Raw genomic sequence first — 18,265 nt, forward strand, 5'->3', positions numbered from 1 at the left:
CAGCCGTGACCTCTTCGACGGATTCCCCCGCACTGCACGTCGAGGGACTCGTCAAGAGGTTCGGCGCCACCACCGCCGTCGCCGGTCTGGACCTCAGACTCGAACGCGGTGCGGTCATGGCGCTGCTCGGACCGAACGGGGCCGGCAAGACCACGACCGTGGAGATCTGCGAGGGATTCCTGCGCCCCGACTCCGGCACGGTCCGTGTCCTGGGTCTGGACCCGGTGACCGAGCGGCAGCGGGTTCGCAGCCGCATCGGCATGATGCTCCAGGGCGGCGGCGCGTACCCCTCCGCCCGCGTCGGCGAGATGCTCCACCTCGTGGCCTCGTACTACGCCGACCCCCTCGATCCCGACTGGCTCCTCGGCGAACTGGGTCTGCGCGACCACGTGAGGACCCCCTACCGACGGCTGTCCGGCGGGCAGCAGCAGCGACTGTCCCTCGCGATCGCCGTCATCGGGCGGCCCGAACTGGTCTTCCTCGACGAACCGACCGCGGGCCTCGACGCCCAGTCACGCCGCGCCGTCTGGGACCTCGTCCACGCACTGCGCCGCGACGGCGCCGCGGTCCTGCTCACCACCCACCTCATGGACGAGGCCGCGTCCCTGGCCGACGAGGTGGTGATCGTCGACCACGGTCGCCGCGTCGCCTCGGGCAGCCCCGCCGAGCTGGAGCGCGCGGGGACCGCCGAGGGGGTCACCCTCGTCGTCGACGGCGAGGTGTCCCCGTCTCTGTTCACCGATGTCCTCGACGACCGACACACCGTCGCGGCGGGCACCGCCGCCGGGGTGCTCGAGGTACACGGTCCCGTCTCCCCCGCCCTCATGACCGCGATGTGCGCCGCCCTCGAGCGGGCCGACGTCCAACTGACCTCCCTGGCCACCCGCACCAGGAGCCTCGAGGAGGTCTTCCTCGACCTGACCGGACGGGAACTGCGATGACCCACGCCCCAGAAGACGGGAACCGCTTCACCCCCGGCACCTTCGCCCGACCCTCCGCCCCCGCGTCCGTCGCCCGGATGACCGCGGCGCAGACCCGCATGGAATTGGCGCTGTTCCTGCGCAACGGCGAGCAGTTGCTCGTGGCACTGGTAATCCCCGTCGCCATCCTGTTCGGGCTCACCGCCATCGAGTTCGGCGCGGTGCCCGAGCCCCGCATCGACCACGCGATCACGGCGGTGCTCACGATCTCCGTCATGGGGACCGCGTTCACCGGGCAGGCGATCGCCGTCGGCTTCGACCGGCGCTACGGCGCCCTCAAGCGACTCGGCGGCACGCCGCTCCCGCCGGGCGTCATCATCGCGGGCAAGATCCTCGCGACCCTCGTCCTCGTCGCCGGGCAGGCCGTCATCCTCGGCGTCATCGCCGCCGTGCTCGGATGGCGCCCCGAGGCGGCGGGGCTCGCGCTCGGTGCCGTCGCGGTCGCCCTCGGCTCGGTGGCCTTCTCCTCGATGGGGCTGCTCCTCGGCGGCACCCTGCGCGCAGAGATCGTCCTCGCGCTCGCCAACCTGATCTGGTTCGTCCTCATCGGTGGGGCCGGACTCGCCATCGGGGTGGTCGACCTCCCCACCGCGGTGCACGACCTCCTCGTCGTCGTCCCCTCCTACGCACTGACCACCGCCCTGGTCACCGCGACCGGAGGCGGCGTACCCGCCCTGGCCGCGCTCTCCCTGGCGCTGTGGACCGCCGTGTGCGGCGGATTTGCCGTGCGTCACTTCTCGTTCACCTGATAGCGGTGACCCGCGCGGCGCGGCCTAGAATCGGGGCCGTGACGTCGACATCGCACGCCCCGACCTCCGGAGCCCCGGCCGCGCCCGAGCCGAAGGGATCCGGCGGCCCGCTGTCCCGGCTGCCGATGCCGTCACTGCGGGCACAGAAGGGCATCGCCCTGGCCAACCTCATCGCCCAGATCGGCATCATGACCACCGGCGTGACCGTCCGTGTCACCGCCTCCGGGCTCGGATGCGAGACCTGGCCGCGGTGCAACCAGGACAGCTTCGTCCCCGTCCCCGGCGCCGGGCCGGCCATCCACCAGGCGATCGAGTTCGGCAACCGCCTGCTCACGTTCGTCCTGGTCGCCGTGGCCGCCGCGTTGATCCTCGCGGTCTTCCGGGCGGGGCGTCGGACCGAACTGAAGGTGCTCGCCCTCGCCATGCCGCTGGGTATCGTCGCGCAGGCCGTCATCGGGGGCATCACCGTGCTCGCGGGGCTGGTGTGGTGGACCGTCGCCCTGCACCTCCTGCCGTCCATGCTGCTGGCCTGGGTCGCGGCGATCCTGTTCGTGCGCATCGGCGAGGACGACACCGCCCCGCCGCGCCGCGTCGTGCCCCGACCGCTGGACTGGCTCACCGCCCTGTCCGCCGTCCTGCTGGCCGGCGTCCTCGCCACCGGGACGATGGTCACCGGCGCCGGCCCCCACGCCGGCGACGCGCGTATCGAGGCCGCCGACCGGCTCCAGCTGCCCATCCAGTGGCTCGTGCACTTCCACGCCGAGCTGATGATCGGCTACGTCTGCCTGCTCATCGGCCTGCTGGCCGGGCTCATCGCACTGCGCACCCAGGGTCCCGCGATCCGGCGGTGCGCGATCCTCATCGGGCTCATCGCGCTCCAGGCCGTCGTGGGGATCACCCAGTACCAGCTCGGGGTGCCCGAGGCCCTCGTGGTGGCGCACGTGACGCTGGCCGGCGCGATCACCGCCGTCACCGGCGCGCTGTGGGCGGCCGGGGTCATCCGGGACCGGATCCCGGCGTGACGCCTGCGGGCTGACCGCCCGGGCCGCCGCCGAAACGACCAAATCCGCTACCCCGAACCCGGATCCGCTACCCGTGTGCGGGTAGCGGATCCGGGGGTGGAGTAGCGGATTTTTTGTCGGTGGCGCGGGCCCCGGCGACCGGTGCCCGCCCGGCCGTCAGACCAGCGCGCCCGAGCCCGCCATGCGCTTCCAGTGCCCGGCCGGGACATCGGTGCGGGAGACGAGTTCGCGCGTCCAGTCCGAACCGGTGAGGCCGGCGATCCCGTCGCGCACGGCCTCGGCCTCGGCCAGCGTGTCGACCATGGTGTCCCCCAGGACGCCGTCCGCGCCCACGAGGGTGATCCGCACACCGCGGCGCCCGACCGGCTGTAGGACCACATCCGCCGATCCGCCGTGACGGGAGAGGAACTTCTCGACGAACTTGGCGGTCTTGGCCGGCGGGGTCGGACCGGCGGGGACGGGCGCGGCCTCGATCTTCTCGACAGGGGCCTTCTCGGCCGCGGGCTTCTCCCCTGCAGCCTCGGCGCCGGTGGGCTTGCCGGCCGCCGCGGCGGGCGTCTCCTTCTTCTCCGCGGGCGCATCGGCCGGGGGCACGGCCGCGGGCTGCGACGCGGCGGGCGCATCCGCCGGACGATCAGCGGCAGAGGGCGCGGGGGCCTCGTCCTTCCCGGCCGCGGCTGAGCCTCCGCCCAGGGTGAGGCCGCCGGACTTGCCGCCGCCGGGTGCCTTCGCGCCGGAGCCGCCACCGAGGGGGAGGCCGCCGGACTTGCCGCCGCCGGGCGCGTAGGAGCCCGTGCCTCCGCCCGGGGGGAGGCCGCCGGACTTGCCGCCGCCGGGCGCGTAGGAGCCCGTGCCTCCGCCCGGGGGGAGGCCGCCGGACTTGCCGCCGCCGGGTGCCTTCGCGCCGGAGCCGCCACCGAGTGTGAGGCCGCCGGACTTGCCGCCCCCGGGTGCCTTCGCGCCGGAGCCGCCACCGAGGGTGAGGCCGCCGGACTTGCCGCCGCCGGGCGCCTTGGCGCCCGAGCCTCCGCCCAGGGTGAGGCCGCCGGACTTCTTCTCCGCGGGCGCGGCGTCGGTGGTCGTGCCCTCCGCGTCGGCTGCATCCGCAGGGGCGGTCTCGCTTTCCGCCGCGGACTTCGTCTCGTGTTCGGGCGCGGTCGCCGCCGGGGGCGTGGCAGCGGGCTTCTCCGCGCCGGCCGAGGAGCCAGCCGCACCAGCGGCGGCGGCCGCCCCGGCCCCGCCGCCGAGCACCAGTCGCCCGGCGGAACCGCCGCCGGGGGCCTTCGCCTTGGAACCGCCACCCAGCTTGAGACCGCCGCCGGACGCCGGGGCACCGGACGCCGGGGCGTCGGACGCCGGGGTGGCGGACGCCGGCGTATCGGCGACAGGCGCCGCGTCCTCCGCCGCGGGCGTCGCCGACGCGGCAGCAGAAGCCGCGGGAGCCGCCTCGGGAGCAGCCTCCGCCACGGGCGCCGACGGTGCCGGGTCAGCCTGGGGCGCGGTGGTCGCGGGAACTGAGCCGCTGCCGCCTACCTCGGTGATCCGGGAACCGTGCAGAGTCGACGCGCCACCACCCGGAGCGCGAGGAGCGCGACGACCGAGCGAGATGCCCCCGCCCGCCGCGGTCGCGGCGGGAGCCGGCGCCGCGGCGGGCGGTGTCTCCTCAGCCGCCTGCGGAGCCTCCTGTGCGGCGGCAGCCTGCTCGTCCGCACCCGTGTCAGCCGCGGTGTCCGGGGTGGCAGGCGTCGCCGCAGTCTCCTCCGCGACAGCCGCCGGGGCGACGGTGTCGGGCGCCGCGTCGGATCCCGTCGTGGTGATCTCGGACCGGCCGGTGGCCCGGACTCGCGGCCCCCCGGCGTACTGGGAAAGGATCTGCAGGCTCATGGGGCGTAGCCTATCGCCTCCCCCGTGCCGGATGAGCCGGCACTCCCGCATGGCCGCCACTCCGTCGCCGGGCACCGGCTGCGCCCGGTCGCGCGCTGTCGGATACTGGTGGCCATGCGTGCCATCCAGATCTCCAGCCACGGCGGACCAGAGGTGCTCACCCCGGCCGAGGTGGACGTACCGACCCCGGGGCCGGGTGAGGTCCTCGTCCGTACCCGGGCGATCGGGGTCAACTACATCGACACCTACTTCCGCGAGGGCATCTACGAGCGGGAGCTGCCGTTCATCCCGGGCAGCGAGGGTGCCGGTGTCATCGAGGCGGTCGGTGAGGGGACGCGGGACCTGGTGGTCGGGGACCGTGTCGCCTGGTGCCAGGTACCGGAGTCCTACGCCGAGTACGTGGTGGCGCCGGCCGAGTCGGTGGTCACCGTGCCCGACGAGGTCGACGACGACGTCGCGGCCTCGATGCTCCTCCAAGGGCTCACGGCGCATTACCTGATCACGGACACCCACCGGGCGTCAGCCGGCGACACGGTGCTGATCACCGCCGGGGCGGGTGGGGTCGGTCAGCTGCTCATCCAGCTGGCCGTGGCGCACGGCTTCCGGGTGGTCACGACCACGTCGACGGCGGAGAAGGCGGAGCTCTGCAGGGAGCTGGGCGCGCACCACGTGCTGCTCTACCCGGAGGCGACCCCGGACAGGGTTCGGGAGCTGTCTGGCGGGGGTGTGGCCACAGTCTTCGACGGCGTCGGCCGCGACACCTTCGACGACAGTCTCGCGTCCCTCGCACGGCGCGGGACGCTGGTGCTGTTCGGTGCCGCGAGCGGGCCGGTTCCGCCGGTCGATCCGCAGCGGCTCAACGCGGCCGGATCGGTGTTCCTCACCCGGCCGACACTCGCCGACTACATCGCGACGACCGAGGAGTTCCGGGCCCGGGCCGGCGAGGTCCTCGAGGGGGTCGTCGACGGCACGCTGCGACTGTCGGTGGGCGCGTCGTTCGGGCTGTCCGAGGCCGCGGAGGCGCATCGGGCGCTGCAGGGACGGCGGACCACCGGGTCCGTCACCCTCGACCCCGGGCGCTGAGCGCGCGAACCGTCCCCGTTTCGGACCGCTGGCGAGGCGAACCGCCGGCGCGCCGCGGCGCGCGCGGTCAGCTCAGCGGGAGGATCTCGGCGACCGTCTGCAGGCCGAGGACGGCGTCGATCGACAGCGCGACGAACACCCCGGCGAGATAGTTGTTCGAGAGGATGAACAGCTTGAGCGGCTTCACCTCGACACCGCGGCGGACCCCGGCCTCGAGGCGGTGTGCCATGACGATGAACCATGCGCCGAACCCGATCGCGCCGGCCGCGTAGATCCAGCCGGCGGCGGGGATCAGTGCCAGAGTGCACAGGACGGTCACCCAGGTGTAGATGGTGATGCGGCGGGTCACGCCCTCCGGGGCCATGATGACCGGGAGCATGGGCACGCCGGCGGCCTCGTAGTCCTCCTTGTAGCGCATCGCCAGCGCCCAGGTGTGCGGCGGGGTCCAGAAGAAGATGACGAGGAATAACACGACGGCCTGCCACCAGTTGTGCGGCTGCCCGTCGGGCATGTTGTCGGTGATGACGGCCCACGACACGAACACCGGCATGCACCCGGCGGCGCCTCCCCAGACGACGTTCTGGGCGGTGCGGCGCTTGAGGATCATCGAATAGACGATGACGTAGAACAGGATCGTGATCAGGATGAAGAAGGCGGCGAGCCAGCTGTTCGCGAGCAGGCCCAGCCAGAGCATGCTGGCCACCCCGAGGAGGAGTCCGAAGATCAGCGCGGCCCGGCGGGTGATCGCGTGGCGCGCGAGCGGACGGCGTTCCGTGCGCTTCATCACCTGGTCGATGTCGTAGTCGACCACCATGTTGAGCGAGTTCGCGCTCGCCGCGCCCATCCATCCGCCGACCAGGGTCAGCAGGACGAGGGAGAGGTGGACGCTACCGCGATCCGCCTGCAGGAGGGCGGGGATGGCGGCCACCAGGAGCAGCTCGATGACACGGGGTTTGGTGAGGGCGATGTACGCCATCACCACGTCGACAACACGGGCCCGCCCGCTCGCCGGAGCCGGCCGCCCCGTGGACTCTGGAGGGGAGACTGATGGCCCCCCACTCCTGGTCGGGGTGGAATCGTGCACCGGAACTCCTCGCAGCAGACGTCAACGCACTACCGAGCCGATACTACGTCCCCCCCACGTGGTCCGCGAAAGAGCGGGGGCGGGGACGGTACGCCCGCCGTGGCCGCGACCACTAAGGTGGGTGGAGACATACGCGCGGATCCGCGCCGCATCCAAAAGACCCGGGAGAACCACAAGTGACCAGCGCGTCGGAGATCACCGAGCTCACCACCGCCCGCCACCCATCCGACTGGACCGAACTGGACACCCGCGCCGTGGACACCGCGCGCGTCCTCGCCGCCGAGGCCGTGCAGAAGTGCGGGAGCGGTCACCCGGGCACCGCGATGAGCCTCGCCCCGCTGGCCTACACGCTCTACCAGCGCATCATGCGGCACGACCCGTCCGATCCGACATGGGTCGGGCGGGACCGTTTCATACTGTCGTGCGGCCACACGTCGCTGACCCAGTACATCCAGCTGTACCTCGCCGGCTTCGGCCTCGAACTCGAGGATCTCAAGGCCCTGCGCACGTGGGGCTCCAAGACGCCGGGCCACCCGGAGTGGCGGCACACCGACGGCGTGGAGATCACGACCGGCCCGCTGGGCCAGGGGCTGGCCTCCGCGGTCGGTATGGCCATGGCCTCGCGCTACGAACGCGGACTGTTCGACCCGGACACCCCCGCGGGTAAGAGCCCGTTCGACCATTTCATCTACGTGATCGCGTCCGACGGCGACGTCCAGGAGGGCGTCACCGCGGAGGCGGCCTCGCTGGCGGGGACCCAGCAACTCGGCAACCTCGTCGTGATCTACGACGACAACGAGATCTCGATCGAGGACGACACGAAGATCGCGTTCACCGAGGACGTGGCGGCCCGGTACGAGGCCTACGGCTGGCACGTCCAGACGGTCAACGGCGGTGAGGACGTGGCGGCCATCGAGGAGGCGATCGCCGACGCCCGCGCGGTGACGGACAAGCCGTCGATCATCGTCCTGCGCACGATCATCGCCTACCCCGCGCCCAACGCGATGAACACGGGCGCGGCCCACGGTGCGGCGCTGGGCCAGGACGAGGTCGACGCCGTCAAGGAGGCGCTCGGCATGGGCGGCACCGAGCCGTTCACCGTCGAGGACGAGGTCATCGCGCACACCCGGGCGGCCCGCGATCGCGGCGCCCGCGTGCACGCGCAGTGGAGCGACATGTTCCACGCGTGGGCCGAGGCCAACCCCGAGCGCAAGGCGCTGTTCGACCGTCTCTACTCCGGCGAGCTGCCCGCGGGCTGGGACGCCGGCCTGCCCACCTGGGAGGCCGACCCCAAGGGCGTGGCCACCCGCAAGGCCTCGGCCGAGGCGATCCAGGCACTGGCCGCCACCCTGCCGGAGCTGTGGGGCGGTTCCGCCGACCTCGCCGGCTCCAACAACACCCCGATCAAGGGCGAGGACTCCTTCGGGCCCGCGTCGATCACCACCGACACGTGGACCGCCTCCCCGTACGGGCGGAACCTGCACTTCGGCATCCGTGAGCACGCGATGGCGGCCGTTCTCAACGGCATCGCGCTGCACGGGCCCACGCGGCCCTACGGCGGCACGTTCCTCATCTTCAGCGAGTACATGCGCCCGGCCGTCCGTCTGGCCGCGCTCCAGGGCAGCAACGCGTACTACGTGTGGACCCACGACTCGATCGGCCTCGGCGAGGACGGCCCGACCCACCAGCCGGTCGAGCAGCTCGCCGCACTGCGCGCCATCCCCGGCCTGGCCATCCTGCGTCCCGCGGACGCCAACGAGACCGCCGCCGCGTGGCGGGCGATGCTCATGGCCCTCGACGGCCCCAAGGGCCTGTGCCTCACCCGTCAGAACGTCCCGGTGCTCGAGGGCACCGCGGAGCTCGCCCGCGAGGGTGTCGAGCGCGGCGGCTACGTCCTCGCCGAGGCGTCGACGGGAACGCCGGAGGTGATCCTCCTCGGTACCGGGTCCGAGGTACAGCTGGCGGTCGCCGCCCGGGAGACCCTCGAGGCCCAGGGCGTGCCCACCCGCGTCGTGTCCATGCCGTGTGTCGAGTTCTTCGACCAGCAGGACGCGGAGTACCGCGAGTCGGTCCTCCCCCGCGCCGTGCGCGCCCGCGTCTCCGTCGAGGCCGGTATCGCCATGCCGTGGCACCGGTTCCTCGGGGACGCCGGCCGGGCGGTGTCCCTCGAGCACTTCGGTGCCTCCGCTCCGTACGAGACCCTGTTCGAAGAGTTCGGGATCACCGCCGACGCGGTGGTCTCCGCCGCCCGCGAGTCGCTCGCGGCCGTTGCCGGGGAGGCATGATGACCAACGCCAATCTCGCCGCTCTGAGCGCCGCCGGCGTGTCGGTGTGGCTCGACGACCTGTCCCGCCAGCTGCTGGCCACCGGCGAGCTGGAGAAGCGGATGGACGCCTACTCGATCGTGGGGGTCACCACCAACCCGGCGATCTTCCAGTCGGCCCTGGCGGACTCGACGGCCTACGAGACCGCACTCACCGAGGCCGTCCGAGCCGACCGCGACCTCGACTCCGTGGTCCGGGCGTTGACGACGGCGGACGTCCGCGACGCCTGCGACGTCCTCGCGGGCACGTACCGGGCGACCGACGGCGTCGACGGGCGCGTCTCCCTCGAGGTCGACCCGGGGCTGGCGCACGACACGCAGGAGACCGTCCGGCAGGCGGTCGAACTCTTCGCCGCGGTGGACCGCCCCAACGTCATGATCAAGATCCCGGCCACCGCGGCCGGGCTGCCCGCGATCACCGACGTCATCGGCAAGGGCATCGACGTCAACGTCACGCTCATCTTCTCGGCCGAGCAGTACCGCGAGGTCGCCGAGGCGTACCTCACCGGGCTCGAACAGGCCGTGGCCGCCGGGCACGATCTGTCGACGATCCACTCCGTCGCGTCCGTCTTCGTCTCCCGGCTCGACACCGAGATCGACTCGCGCCTGCCCGAGACGTCCGAGCTGCGCGGTCAGGCCGGTCTGGCCATCGCCCGTCTGTGCCAGGAGGTGTACGACGAGGTCTTCGACCCGGCGGGCCGCTTCGGCGAACTGGCGGACCGCGGCGCCCGGCCGCAGCGTCTCCTCTGGGCCTCCACGGGCGTCAAGGACCCGGCGTACCCGGACACGTTGTACGTGACCGGACTCGTGACGCACGGAACCGTCAACACCATGCCGTTCGCCACCATCGAGGCGTTCGCCGATCACGGCGTCGTGGAGGGTGACACCGTGCGCGGGACCGCCGAGGCGTCCCGGGCCACGCTCGACGCGCTGCGCGCCGAGGGGATCGACCTCGACGAGGTCTTCGCCCTCCTCGAGCGCCAGGGTGTGGAGAAGTTCGTCACCGCGTGGGACGACCTCCTCGACACGGTGAGGGCGCGGATCGACGAGATCCCGTCGGAGTCGTGACCGACCCCGACCGCGTGGACGCGTCCGTCGCCGACACCTCGATCGGCGCCCCCGAGGGGTGGGTCAACCCGCTCCGCGATCCCCGGGACCGGCGACTGCCGCGGATCGCGGGACCGTCGGGACTGGTGATCTTCGGCGTCACCGGGGACCTGTCCAAGAAGAAGCTCATCCCGGCGATCTACGACCTGGCCAACCGAGGTCTCCTGCCGCCCGGGTTCTCCCTCATCGGGTTCGGTCGACGCAAGTGGTCGCACGGGGAGTTCGCGGCGTTCGCCCGCGAGCAGGCTCGCGAGCGGTGCCGCACGCCGTTCCGTGAGGACGTGTGGGAGCAACTCGCCGCGGGCCTGAGGTTCGTGACCGGGACCTTCGACGACGACGAGGGCTTCGACCGCCTGGCGGACCAGCTCGTCGCCCTGGAGGCGGAACGGGGCACCGCCGGCAACTACGCGTTCTACCTGTCCATCCCCCCGGATGACTTCCCGACCGTCTGCCGGCACCTCGATCGCACGGGCTGTACCCGGGGCCCGGAGGGATCCTGGCGCCGCGTGGTCATCGAGAAGCCCTTCGGGCACGACCTGGCCAGCGCGCGTGAACTCAACTCCGTGGTGGGTGCGGTCTTCCCGGAGGACTCGGTGTTCCGGATCGATCACTACCTCGGCAAGGAGACGGTGCAGAACATCCTGGCGCTGCGCTTCGCCAACCAGCTGTTCGAGCCGGTGTGGAACGCCAACCACGTCGACCACGTGCAGATCACGATGGCCGAGGACATCGGTCTCGGCGGCCGGGCCGGCTACTACGACGGCATCGGTGCGGCGCGCGACGTCATCCAGAACCACCTCATCCAGCTGATGGCGCTGGTGGCGATGGAGGAGCCGACCGACTTCTCGGCCGCGGCCCTGCGCGCGGAGAAGACCAAGGTCCTCGAGTCCACCTCGCTGGCCCTGCCCGTCTCCGAGACCGCCGCGCGCGGCCAGTACGCCGGCGGGTGGCAGGGTTCGGAGCAGGTCGTGGGTCTGAAGGACGAGGAGGGCTACGACCCCTCCTCGACCACCGAGACGTACGCGGCCATCACCCTCGAGGTCCACAACCGTCGCTGGGCGGGGGTGCCGTTCTACCTGCGGACCGGGAAGCGCCTGGGTCGACGGGTCACCGAGATCGCGGTCGTGTTCCGGCGTGCCCCCCACCTGCCCTTCGACGCGACGATGACGCAGGAACTCGGGCAGAACGCGCTCGTGATCCGGGTCCAGCCGGACGAGGGCGTCACGCTGCGCTTCGGTTCCAAGGTCCCGGGGACCGCGATGGAGGTCCGCGACGTCAACATGGACTTCGCGTACGGCGAGGCGTTCACCGAGTCCTCCCCCGAGGCCTACGAACGGCTCATCCTCGACGTCCTGCTCGGGGAACCGTCGCTGTTCCCCGTCTCGCGCGAGGTCGAGCTGAGCTGGCAGCTGCTGGACCCGGTGCTGCGGGAGTGGGAGTCGGACGGGCAGCCCGAGCAGTATCAGGCGGGCACGTGGGGGCCGAAGGGCGCCGACGAGATCCTGGCCCGTAGCGGCCGCGCATGGAGGCGACCGTGATCATCGACCTACCCGACACCTCGACCCGCGACATCTCCAAGAAGCTCGTGCAGATCCGTGAGGAGGCGGGCCTCAGCACGATCGGCCGGGTGCTCACGCTCATCGTCATCACGGACCACGTCCGCGGCAGCGAGTCGGCGATCGACGCCGCCAACGAGGCGAGTCGGGAGCACCCGTGCCGCGTGATCGTGGTCATCCGTGGGCGACGGGCGGACGCCGACCGGCTCGACGCCCAGATCCGCGTCGGCGGGGACGCCGGCGCCGCAGAGGTCGTCGTGCTGCGCACCTCCGGCGCGATGGCCTCGCAGTCGGCATCGTTGGTCACCCCGCTCCTCCTGCCGGACACCCCGCTCGCGGTGTGGTGGCCCCGTCACTCCCCGACGCTGCTGTCCGAGGACCGTGTGGGACGGCTCGCGCGTCGACGGATCGTCGACTCGGACGCGGAGGGCCACCCGACGGATGCGCTGGCCAAGCGCGCCGCCGGGTACTCCCCCGGCGACACCGACCTGGCGTGGGCCCGCATCACGCACTGGCGGTCGCTGCTCGCCGCGACCCTGGACCGGCCGCCGTTCGAGCCGATCACGGGCGCCACGGTGTGTGGGCCCGAGCGTGCCGCGTCGGTCGACCTCGCCGGCGGGTGGCTGGCCTCCCGGCTCGGGATCGATGTGCTCCGCGCCGTGGGGCCCAGGATGGTCGTCCTGGAACGGGCCTCGGGGTCGATCGTGATCGAGCAGGTCAGTGCGACGTCGGCCGAGCTGCGCATCACCGGGCAGCCGCCCACGCGGGTGGCACTCGTCGGACGCAGCGTCGCCGACTGCCTGGCGGAGGAGCTCCGCCGCATGGACACCGACGGCGTGTACGCCGACGCGTTGGCCAACCACGACCGGGTCATCTACACGTCCGCGTCGATCCGCTGACCGACCGCCCGGCCCGCGGGCCGGGCGCCGGGTCCGCCGTCAGTCCCCCACCCACCACAACGACAGGAGCGCCGATGCCAGTCAGCCGTCACCTCGTCCACGAGGACGCCGAGGCCCTCGCGGAGGCCGCCGCCCTCGCCACGGCGGGCCATCTCAACGAACGGATCGCCGCCGCCGGGCGGGCGACGCTGTCCCTGACCGGCGGGTCCGTCGGCGTGAAGACGGCCGCGGCCCTCGCGGATTCCGCAGTCGACTGGAGTCGCGTCACGATCTACCTCGGGGACGAGCGGTTCGTCCCGGCGGATGACCCCGAGCGCAACGACGGACAGCTCGCCGAGGTCCTGCTCGACGCCGTGGGAGACCGGGCGACAGTGCACCGGTGGCCCGCCCGTGGCGAGGATTTCGACGACGTCGACGCCGCCGCGGAGGCGTTTCTAGCCGCGAGGGACCTGCCCTCGGGTGACGATCCCCTCTTCGACGTCACGATCCTGGGAATGGGGCCGGAGGGTCACATCGACTCGCTGTTCCCGCACACTCCGGCGATCGCCGAGACCGACCGTCTGGCCGTCGGCGTCAGGGACTGCCCCAAGCCCCCGCCGGAGCGCCTCACCTTCACCCTTCCCGCGGTGCGTCGTTCCCGACACGTCATCATCGTCGCGACGGGAGACGCGAAGGCCCGGGCCGTCGCCGAGGGGCTCGGCGGAGCCGATCCGGCGGACTGGCCGGTCGCCGGGGCCGTCGGGACGGAGTCGACCACGTACCACCTCGACGGACCCGCCGCCTCCATGGTGAGCTGACCCGCTCAGCCGCCGACACGACACGGGGTGCGCACCCTCCCTTCCGAGGAGAGTGCGCACCCCGTGTCGCGATGCGTGCGGGCCGCCCCGCGGCGCGATCAGCCGAAGCGGACGAGCAGGCCGACCGCGATGATGGCGATCACCCAGAGGATCGCCACGACCACGGTGACCCGGTCGAGGTTGCGCTCGACGACGCTGGAGCCGGACAGGCTCGACTGGACACCGCCACCGAACAGCGAGGACAGGCCACCGCCCTTGCCGCGGTGCAGCAGGATGAACAGCATCAGCAGCAGGCTGGTGATGATGAGGAAGATGTCCAGGGCGAGCTTCATGTAGGGATCGTGCCTCACGTCAGGTCGGGCGGTCGGGTGCGACCGCTACAGACTACCCGGTCGGCAGTCCGTGGTCGGTCCCGGCGTGCCGGGCCGACGGGGGCCGGGCACACCGGGGGCGGGTCAGGGCAGCGGGCCGCCGGCCGCGATGGCGCTCAGCTGGGCGAACTCGTCGGGCTTGAGGGAGGCCCCGCCCACGAGACCGCCGTCGACATCGGGCTGCTCGAGGAGCTCGCCGACGTTCGAGGCGTTGACGCTGCCGCCGTAGAGCACCCGCATCGACTCCGCCGTCTCGGCGTCGGCGAGCTCCGCGAGCGCGGAGCGGATGGCGGCGCACACCTCCTGGGCATCGGACGCCGAGGCGGTCTTGCCGGTGCCGATCGCCCACACGGGCTCGTAGGCGATGACCGTGGAGGCCAGCTGCGCGGTCGACAGACCGGCCAGCGACCCCCTGAGCTGGTTCACGACGAACTCGACGTGGTCGCCGGCCTCGCGGACTTCCAGCTTCTCCCCCACACAGACGATGGGCGACAGGCCGTGACGATGGGAGGCCGCGGCCTTGGCGGCCACCAGCTCGTCGGTCTCCGCGTGGTAGTCGCGGCGCTCGGAGTGGCCCACGACGACATACGTGCAGCCGAGCTTGGCGAGCATCGCGGCCGAGATCTCGCCGGTGTACGCCCCGGACTCGTGGACCGAGACGTCCTGCGCCCCGTAGGCGAAACCGAGCTTGTCGCCCTCGATGACGATCTGGACGCCCCGGATGTCGGTGAACGGCGGGATGAACGCCACGTCGACCTTCTCGAGGTACTTCTCCGGGAGGGCGAAGGCGACCTTCTGCACGAGTGCGATCGCCTCGAGGTGGTTGAGGTTCATCTTCCAGTTGCCGGCGATGAGCGGGGTACGTGCCATGTTCTCTCCTGTGGTCCTGAAGTGGCCGGGTCAGTTGCTGCGCTCGAGGGCGGTGACGCCGGGCAGCTCCTTGCCCTCGAGGTACTCCAGCGAGGCGCCGCCGCCGGTGGAGATGTGGGAGAAGTTCTCCTCCCCCAGACCCAGCGTGCGCACGGCGGCGGCGGAGTCGCCTCCGCCGACCACCGAGAAGGCCCCGTCCTTCGTCGCGGTGATGATCGCCTCGGCCACCCCGCGCGTGCCCGCGGAGAACGCCTCGAACTCGAAGACGCCCATGGGGCCGTTCCAGAACACGGTCTTCGCCGGACGCAGCTTCTCGGCGAACGCCGCGACCGACTCGGGGCCGATGTCCAGGCCCATCTTCCCCTCGGGGATGGAGTCGGCCGACACGGTCGTGTGCGGGGCGTCGGCGGCGAACCCGTCGGCGGCCACCACGTCCACGGGCAGGGTGATGACGTCGCCGTACCTGGCCAGCAGGTCCCTGCAGGTGTCGATCATCTCCTCCTGCAGGAGCGAGGAGCCCACGCCGTGGCCCTGCGCGGCGAGGAAGGTGAAGCACATGCCGCCGCCGATCACGAGGGTGTCGACCTTGGGTGCCAGCGCCTCGATCACCGCGAGCTTGTCGGAGACCTTGGAGCCACCGAGCACCACGGCGTAGGGACGCCCCGGATCACCGGTGAGGTCGGCGAGCACCTCGACCTCGCTCTGCACGAGATCGCCGGCGTAGGCGGGCAGGAGCTTGGCGACGTCGTAGACGGAGGCCTGGGCGCGGTGGACCACGCCGAAACCGTTGGAGACGAACGCCCCGTCCTCGCCCACCAGGCTCGCGAGCTCCGCCGCGAACGCCGCGCGCTCGGACTCGTCCTTGCTCGTCTCCCTGGCGTCGAACCGGACGTTCTCCACGAGGAGGACGTCGCCGTCGGTCAGTCCGTTGGCCCGCTCGCGTGCGTCCGGCCCCACCACGTCGCCGGCCAGCTGGACGTACCGGCCCAGCTCGTCACCCAGCTTCTCCGCCACGGGGGCGAGGGAGAACGCGGGGTCGGCCTCGCCCTTGGGGCGGCCGAGGTGCGCGGTGATGACGAGCGCCGCACCGGCGTCGAGCAGCGCGTTGAGCGTGGGCAGGGAGGCGGTGATGCGACCGGCGTCGGTGATGGTGGTCCCGTCGAGCGGGACGTTGAGGTCGCAGCGGACGAGGATCTTTCGACCCTCGACGCCGGCGTCGAGCAGGTCGGAGAGCGTGCTCACGGCCATGTGGTGGAACTCCTGTCGGGAGAGAGGTGGCTGGGCCACCGGTGGGTCAGCTGACCGTGCGGCGCCGGTCGATGTGGCCCGGGCCCGGTCGGGACGCTCGTGGCGTACCCGGACCGGGCCCGGTGGTGGTGCGGTGTCGTCAGGCCCGAAGGTCTCAGAGCGACTTGCCGACCAGGCCGATGAGGTCGGCCAGACGGTTGGAGTAACCCCACTCGTTGTCGTACCAGGAGGCGATCTTGATCTGGCCGTCGATCGCCTTGGTCAGCGGCGCGTCGAAGATCGACGAGTGCGGGTCGGTGACGATGTCGGACGAGACGATGGGATCCTCGGTGTACTTGAGGATGCCCTTCATCGGCCCCTCGGCGGCGGCCTTGACCGCGGCGTTGACCTCGTCGACCGAGGCCTTCTTCTCGAGCTCGACGGTGAGGTCGGTCAGCGAGCCGGTGGGCAGCGGGACGCGCACGGCGTAGCCGTCGAACTTGCCCTTGAGCTCGGGCAGCACCAGGGAGACGGCCTTGGCGGCGCCGGTCGAGGTCGGGACCATGTTCAGCGCGGCGGCGCGGGCACGACGCGGGTCCTTGTGGGGCGCGTCCTGCAGGTTCTGGTCCTGCGTGTACGCGTGGATGGTGGTCATGAGGCCCTTGACGATGCCGAACTCGTCGGACAGGACCTTGGCCACCGGCGCGAGGCAGTTGGTGGTGCAGGAGGCGTTCGAGATGATCGTCTGCGAGCCGTCGTACTTGTCGTCGTTGACGCCCATCACGATGGTGATGTCCTCGTCCGACGCGGGGGCGGAGATGATGACCTTCTTCGCGCCGCCCTCGAGGTGGCCGCGGGCCTTCTCGGCGGAGGTGAAGATGCCCGTGGACTCGACGACGACGTCGACGCCGTAGTCGCCCCACGGCACGGAGGAGGGGCCCTCCTTGACGGCGAGCGCGCCGATCTTGGTCCCGCCGACCGTGATGGAGTTCTCGTCGTAGGTGACGTCCTTGCCGAGGCGCCCGAGGATCGAGTCGTACTTGAGCAGGTGAGCGAGCATGTCGTTCGTGGTCAGGTCGTTGACGGCGACGATCTCGATGTCCGTCTTGCCCTCGGCCTTGAGAGCCTCCACCGCGCGGTAGAAGTTGCGGCCGATACGTCCGAATCCGTTGATGCCTACGCGCACGGTCACTTCATGTCTCCTTATTGGTGGTGCGAGAACGCTGGACGTCACCGGGGCCGGGTGGGGCCCGGGGACGTGACCCAGACTACCCGCCGCCGCCCGGCCCCGTGCAGGGTGTTCAGGGGGCGGATCAGGCGTCGTCCAGCATGTCCTCGGTCACCACCGACTCGGTGTCGGGGATGCCGAGTTCCGCGGCCTTGCGGTCGGCCATCGACAGCAGCCGGCGGATCCGTCCCGCGACCGCGTCCTTGGTCATGGGCGGGTCGGCGAGCTGGCCGAGTTCCTCGAGCGAGGACTGCCGGTGCTGAACGCGGAGCTCGCCGGCCGCGAGCAGGTGGTCCGGGACGTCCTCGGCCAGGATCTCGAGCGCGCGCTGGACGCGGGCGGCCGCCGCGACGGCCGCGCGGGCGGACCTGCGGAGGTTGGCGTCGTCGAAGTTTGCGAGCCGGTTGGCGGTGGCGCGGACCTCGCCACGGGAGCGCCGTTCCTCCCAGACGTCCCTGGTGGAGGTGGCGCCGAGGCGGGCCAGCAGGACGCCGATCGCCTCGGCGTCGCGGATCACGACCCGGTCCCCTCCGCGGACCTCACGGGCCTTGGCGGTCACACCGAGTCGGCGGGCCGCCCCCACGAGCGCCATCGCCGCCTCCGCGCCGGGGGCCGTCACCTCGAGCGCCGAGGAGCGCCCGGGCTTGGTGAGCGACCCGTGCGCGAGGAAGGCGCCGCGCCACGCCGCCTCGGCCGCGGCGACGGAGCCGCCGACCACGGCCGCGGGCAGACCGCGGACCGCCCGGCCCGCGGTGTCGACGAGTCCGAGCTGTCGGGCGAGGTCGGCGCCGCGGTTGATGACGCGGATGACGAACTTGCGGGCGGGACGGCCGCCCGAGCCCCCGATCGGGTGCACCTCGCAGGCCACGGAGAACAGCGCGTCGAGCTCGCCGGTGAGCCGGTCGGCGACCTCGCCGGAGTCGACCTCCGCCTCGATGACGAGCCGCCCGGACAGCACCTGCAGGGTGCCGGCGAACCTCAGCAGCGCGGCGACCTCGGCCTTCCTGGTCTCGGTGTTCCCCACGGGGACCCTCACCAGTTCGGACTTGACCTGTGCGGTCAGCGACACGCCCTGCTCCTTCGTT

The 18,265-nt window shown here is 72.0% G+C and carries 16 protein-coding genes; 9 read left to right on the top strand and 7 right to left on the bottom strand.

Going from position 1 to position 18,265, the window contains the following annotated elements:
- Positions 1-5 precede the first annotated feature (5 nt).
- From RWK90_RS00895 to RWK90_RS00905, 3 genes are read left to right on the top strand one after another with little or no spacing between them, the layout of a single operon-like run.
- Entirely contained in the window at positions 6-941 is a 936-nt protein-coding gene (locus RWK90_RS00895; protein WP_314033773.1) for an ABC transporter ATP-binding protein, read from the top strand.
- On the top strand, positions 938-1,729 hold the full coding sequence (locus RWK90_RS00900; RefSeq protein ID WP_314033775.1) for an ABC transporter permease: 792 nt from the start codon (positions 938-940) through the stop codon (positions 1,727-1,729). The genes RWK90_RS00895 and RWK90_RS00900 overlap by 4 nt, the downstream gene beginning before the upstream one ends.
- A gap of 38 nt (positions 1,730-1,767) precedes the next feature.
- The gene (locus RWK90_RS00905) at positions 1,768-2,751 is read left to right on the top strand and encodes a COX15/CtaA family protein (protein WP_314033777.1); all 984 of its coding nucleotides are present in this window, start codon (positions 1,768-1,770) and stop codon (positions 2,749-2,751) included.
- A gap of 156 nt (positions 2,752-2,907) precedes the next feature.
- Here the strand turns inward: RWK90_RS00905 and RWK90_RS00910 are convergent, their stop codons facing one another.
- A complete protein-coding gene (locus RWK90_RS00910) occupies positions 2,908-4,218 on the bottom strand; it encodes a hypothetical protein (protein ID WP_314033779.1) in 1,311 nt (436 codons plus the stop codon).
- Positions 4,219-4,749: 531 nt separating this feature from the next.
- On the opposite strand from RWK90_RS00910, the gene RWK90_RS00915 reads away from it, so the two are divergent.
- A complete protein-coding gene (locus RWK90_RS00915; protein ID WP_314033781.1) occupies positions 4,750-5,718 on the top strand; it encodes a quinone oxidoreductase in 969 nt (322 codons plus the stop codon).
- 67 nt (positions 5,719-5,785) lie between these two features.
- On the opposite strand, the gene RWK90_RS00920 is transcribed toward RWK90_RS00915, so the two are convergent.
- Positions 5,786-6,694 (bottom strand): heme o synthase, encoded by a 909-nt coding sequence (locus tag RWK90_RS00920; protein ID WP_396230248.1) that lies wholly within the window; start codon positions 6,692-6,694, stop codon positions 5,786-5,788.
- A gap of 284 nt (positions 6,695-6,978) precedes the next feature.
- Here RWK90_RS00920 and tkt point away from each other — a divergent pair, with 284 nt between their 5' ends.
- The 5 genes from tkt (at position 6,979) to pgl (ending at position 13,484) form a co-directional block, all read left to right on the top strand.
- Entirely contained in the window at positions 6,979-9,087 is a 2,109-nt protein-coding gene (tkt, locus tag RWK90_RS00925) for a transketolase (protein WP_314033785.1), read from the top strand.
- A complete protein-coding gene (gene tal, locus RWK90_RS00930) occupies positions 9,084-10,193 on the top strand; it encodes a transaldolase (RefSeq protein ID WP_314033787.1) in 1,110 nt (369 codons plus the stop codon). Before tkt ends, tal begins: the two co-directional genes overlap by 4 nt.
- Positions 10,190-11,770 (top strand): glucose-6-phosphate dehydrogenase, encoded by a 1,581-nt coding sequence (zwf, locus tag RWK90_RS00935; RefSeq protein WP_396230249.1) that lies wholly within the window; start codon positions 10,190-10,192, stop codon positions 11,768-11,770. The genes tal and zwf overlap by 4 nt, the downstream gene beginning before the upstream one ends.
- Positions 11,767-12,687, top strand: coding sequence for a glucose-6-phosphate dehydrogenase assembly protein OpcA (locus RWK90_RS00940; protein WP_314034714.1), 921 nt, complete (start codon positions 11,767-11,769; stop codon positions 12,685-12,687). Before zwf ends, RWK90_RS00940 begins: the two co-directional genes overlap by 4 nt.
- Positions 12,688-12,761: 74 nt before the next feature.
- Positions 12,762-13,484 (top strand): 6-phosphogluconolactonase, encoded by a 723-nt coding sequence (gene pgl / locus RWK90_RS00945; RefSeq protein WP_314033789.1) that lies wholly within the window; start codon positions 12,762-12,764, stop codon positions 13,482-13,484.
- A 98-nt stretch (positions 13,485-13,582) separates the two neighbouring features.
- On the opposite strand, the gene secG is transcribed toward pgl, so the two are convergent.
- From secG to whiA, 5 genes are all read right to left on the bottom strand, one after another.
- On the bottom strand, positions 13,583-13,816 hold the full coding sequence (gene secG, locus RWK90_RS00950; RefSeq protein ID WP_314033792.1) for a preprotein translocase subunit SecG: 234 nt from the start codon (positions 13,814-13,816) through the stop codon (positions 13,583-13,585).
- A 123-nt stretch (positions 13,817-13,939) separates the two neighbouring features.
- Positions 13,940-14,725: a triose-phosphate isomerase gene (gene tpiA, locus RWK90_RS00955; protein WP_314033793.1), complete on the bottom strand. Its 786-nt coding sequence runs from the start codon at positions 14,723-14,725 to the stop codon at positions 13,940-13,942.
- A 30-nt stretch (positions 14,726-14,755) separates the two neighbouring features.
- Positions 14,756-15,973: a phosphoglycerate kinase gene (locus tag RWK90_RS00960; RefSeq protein ID WP_314033796.1), complete on the bottom strand. Its 1,218-nt coding sequence runs from the start codon at positions 15,971-15,973 to the stop codon at positions 14,756-14,758.
- Between the two features lie 154 nt (positions 15,974-16,127).
- Positions 16,128-17,144: a type I glyceraldehyde-3-phosphate dehydrogenase gene (gene gap / locus RWK90_RS00965; protein ID WP_314033798.1), complete on the bottom strand. Its 1,017-nt coding sequence runs from the start codon at positions 17,142-17,144 to the stop codon at positions 16,128-16,130.
- Between the two features lie 121 nt (positions 17,145-17,265).
- Complete coding sequence (gene whiA, locus RWK90_RS00970; protein WP_314033800.1) at positions 17,266-18,249, bottom strand: DNA-binding protein WhiA; 984 nt, start codon at positions 18,247-18,249, stop codon at positions 17,266-17,268.
- Between the last annotated feature and the right edge of the window lie 16 nt (positions 18,250-18,265).

Source organism: Dietzia sp. CH92 (assembly GCF_032248695.1).
GTDB lineage: Bacteria > Actinomycetota > Actinomycetes > Mycobacteriales > Mycobacteriaceae > Dietzia.

Coding starts and splice junctions, on each gene's coding strand:
- secG (WP_314033792.1), bottom strand. CDS start 13,816: ATGAAGCTCGCCCTGGACATCTTCCTCATCATCACCAGCCTGCTGCTG.
- tpiA (WP_314033793.1), bottom strand. CDS start 14,725: ATGGCACGTACCCCGCTCATCGCCGGCAACTGGAAGATGAACCTCAAC.
- RWK90_RS00915 (WP_314033781.1), top strand. CDS start 4,750: ATGCGTGCCATCCAGATCTCCAGCCACGGCGGACCAGAGGTGCTCACC.
- pgl (WP_314033789.1), top strand. CDS start 12,762: ATGCCAGTCAGCCGTCACCTCGTCCACGAGGACGCCGAGGCCCTCGCG.
- RWK90_RS00900 (WP_314033775.1), top strand. CDS start 938: ATGACCCACGCCCCAGAAGACGGGAACCGCTTCACCCCCGGCACCTTC.
- RWK90_RS00920 (WP_396230248.1), bottom strand. CDS start 6,694: ATGGCGTACATCGCCCTCACCAAACCCCGTGTCATCGAGCTGCTCCTG.
- RWK90_RS00960 (WP_314033796.1), bottom strand. CDS start 15,973: ATGGCCGTGAGCACGCTCTCCGACCTGCTCGACGCCGGCGTCGAGGGT.
- tal (WP_314033787.1), top strand. CDS start 9,084: ATGATGACCAACGCCAATCTCGCCGCTCTGAGCGCCGCCGGCGTGTCG.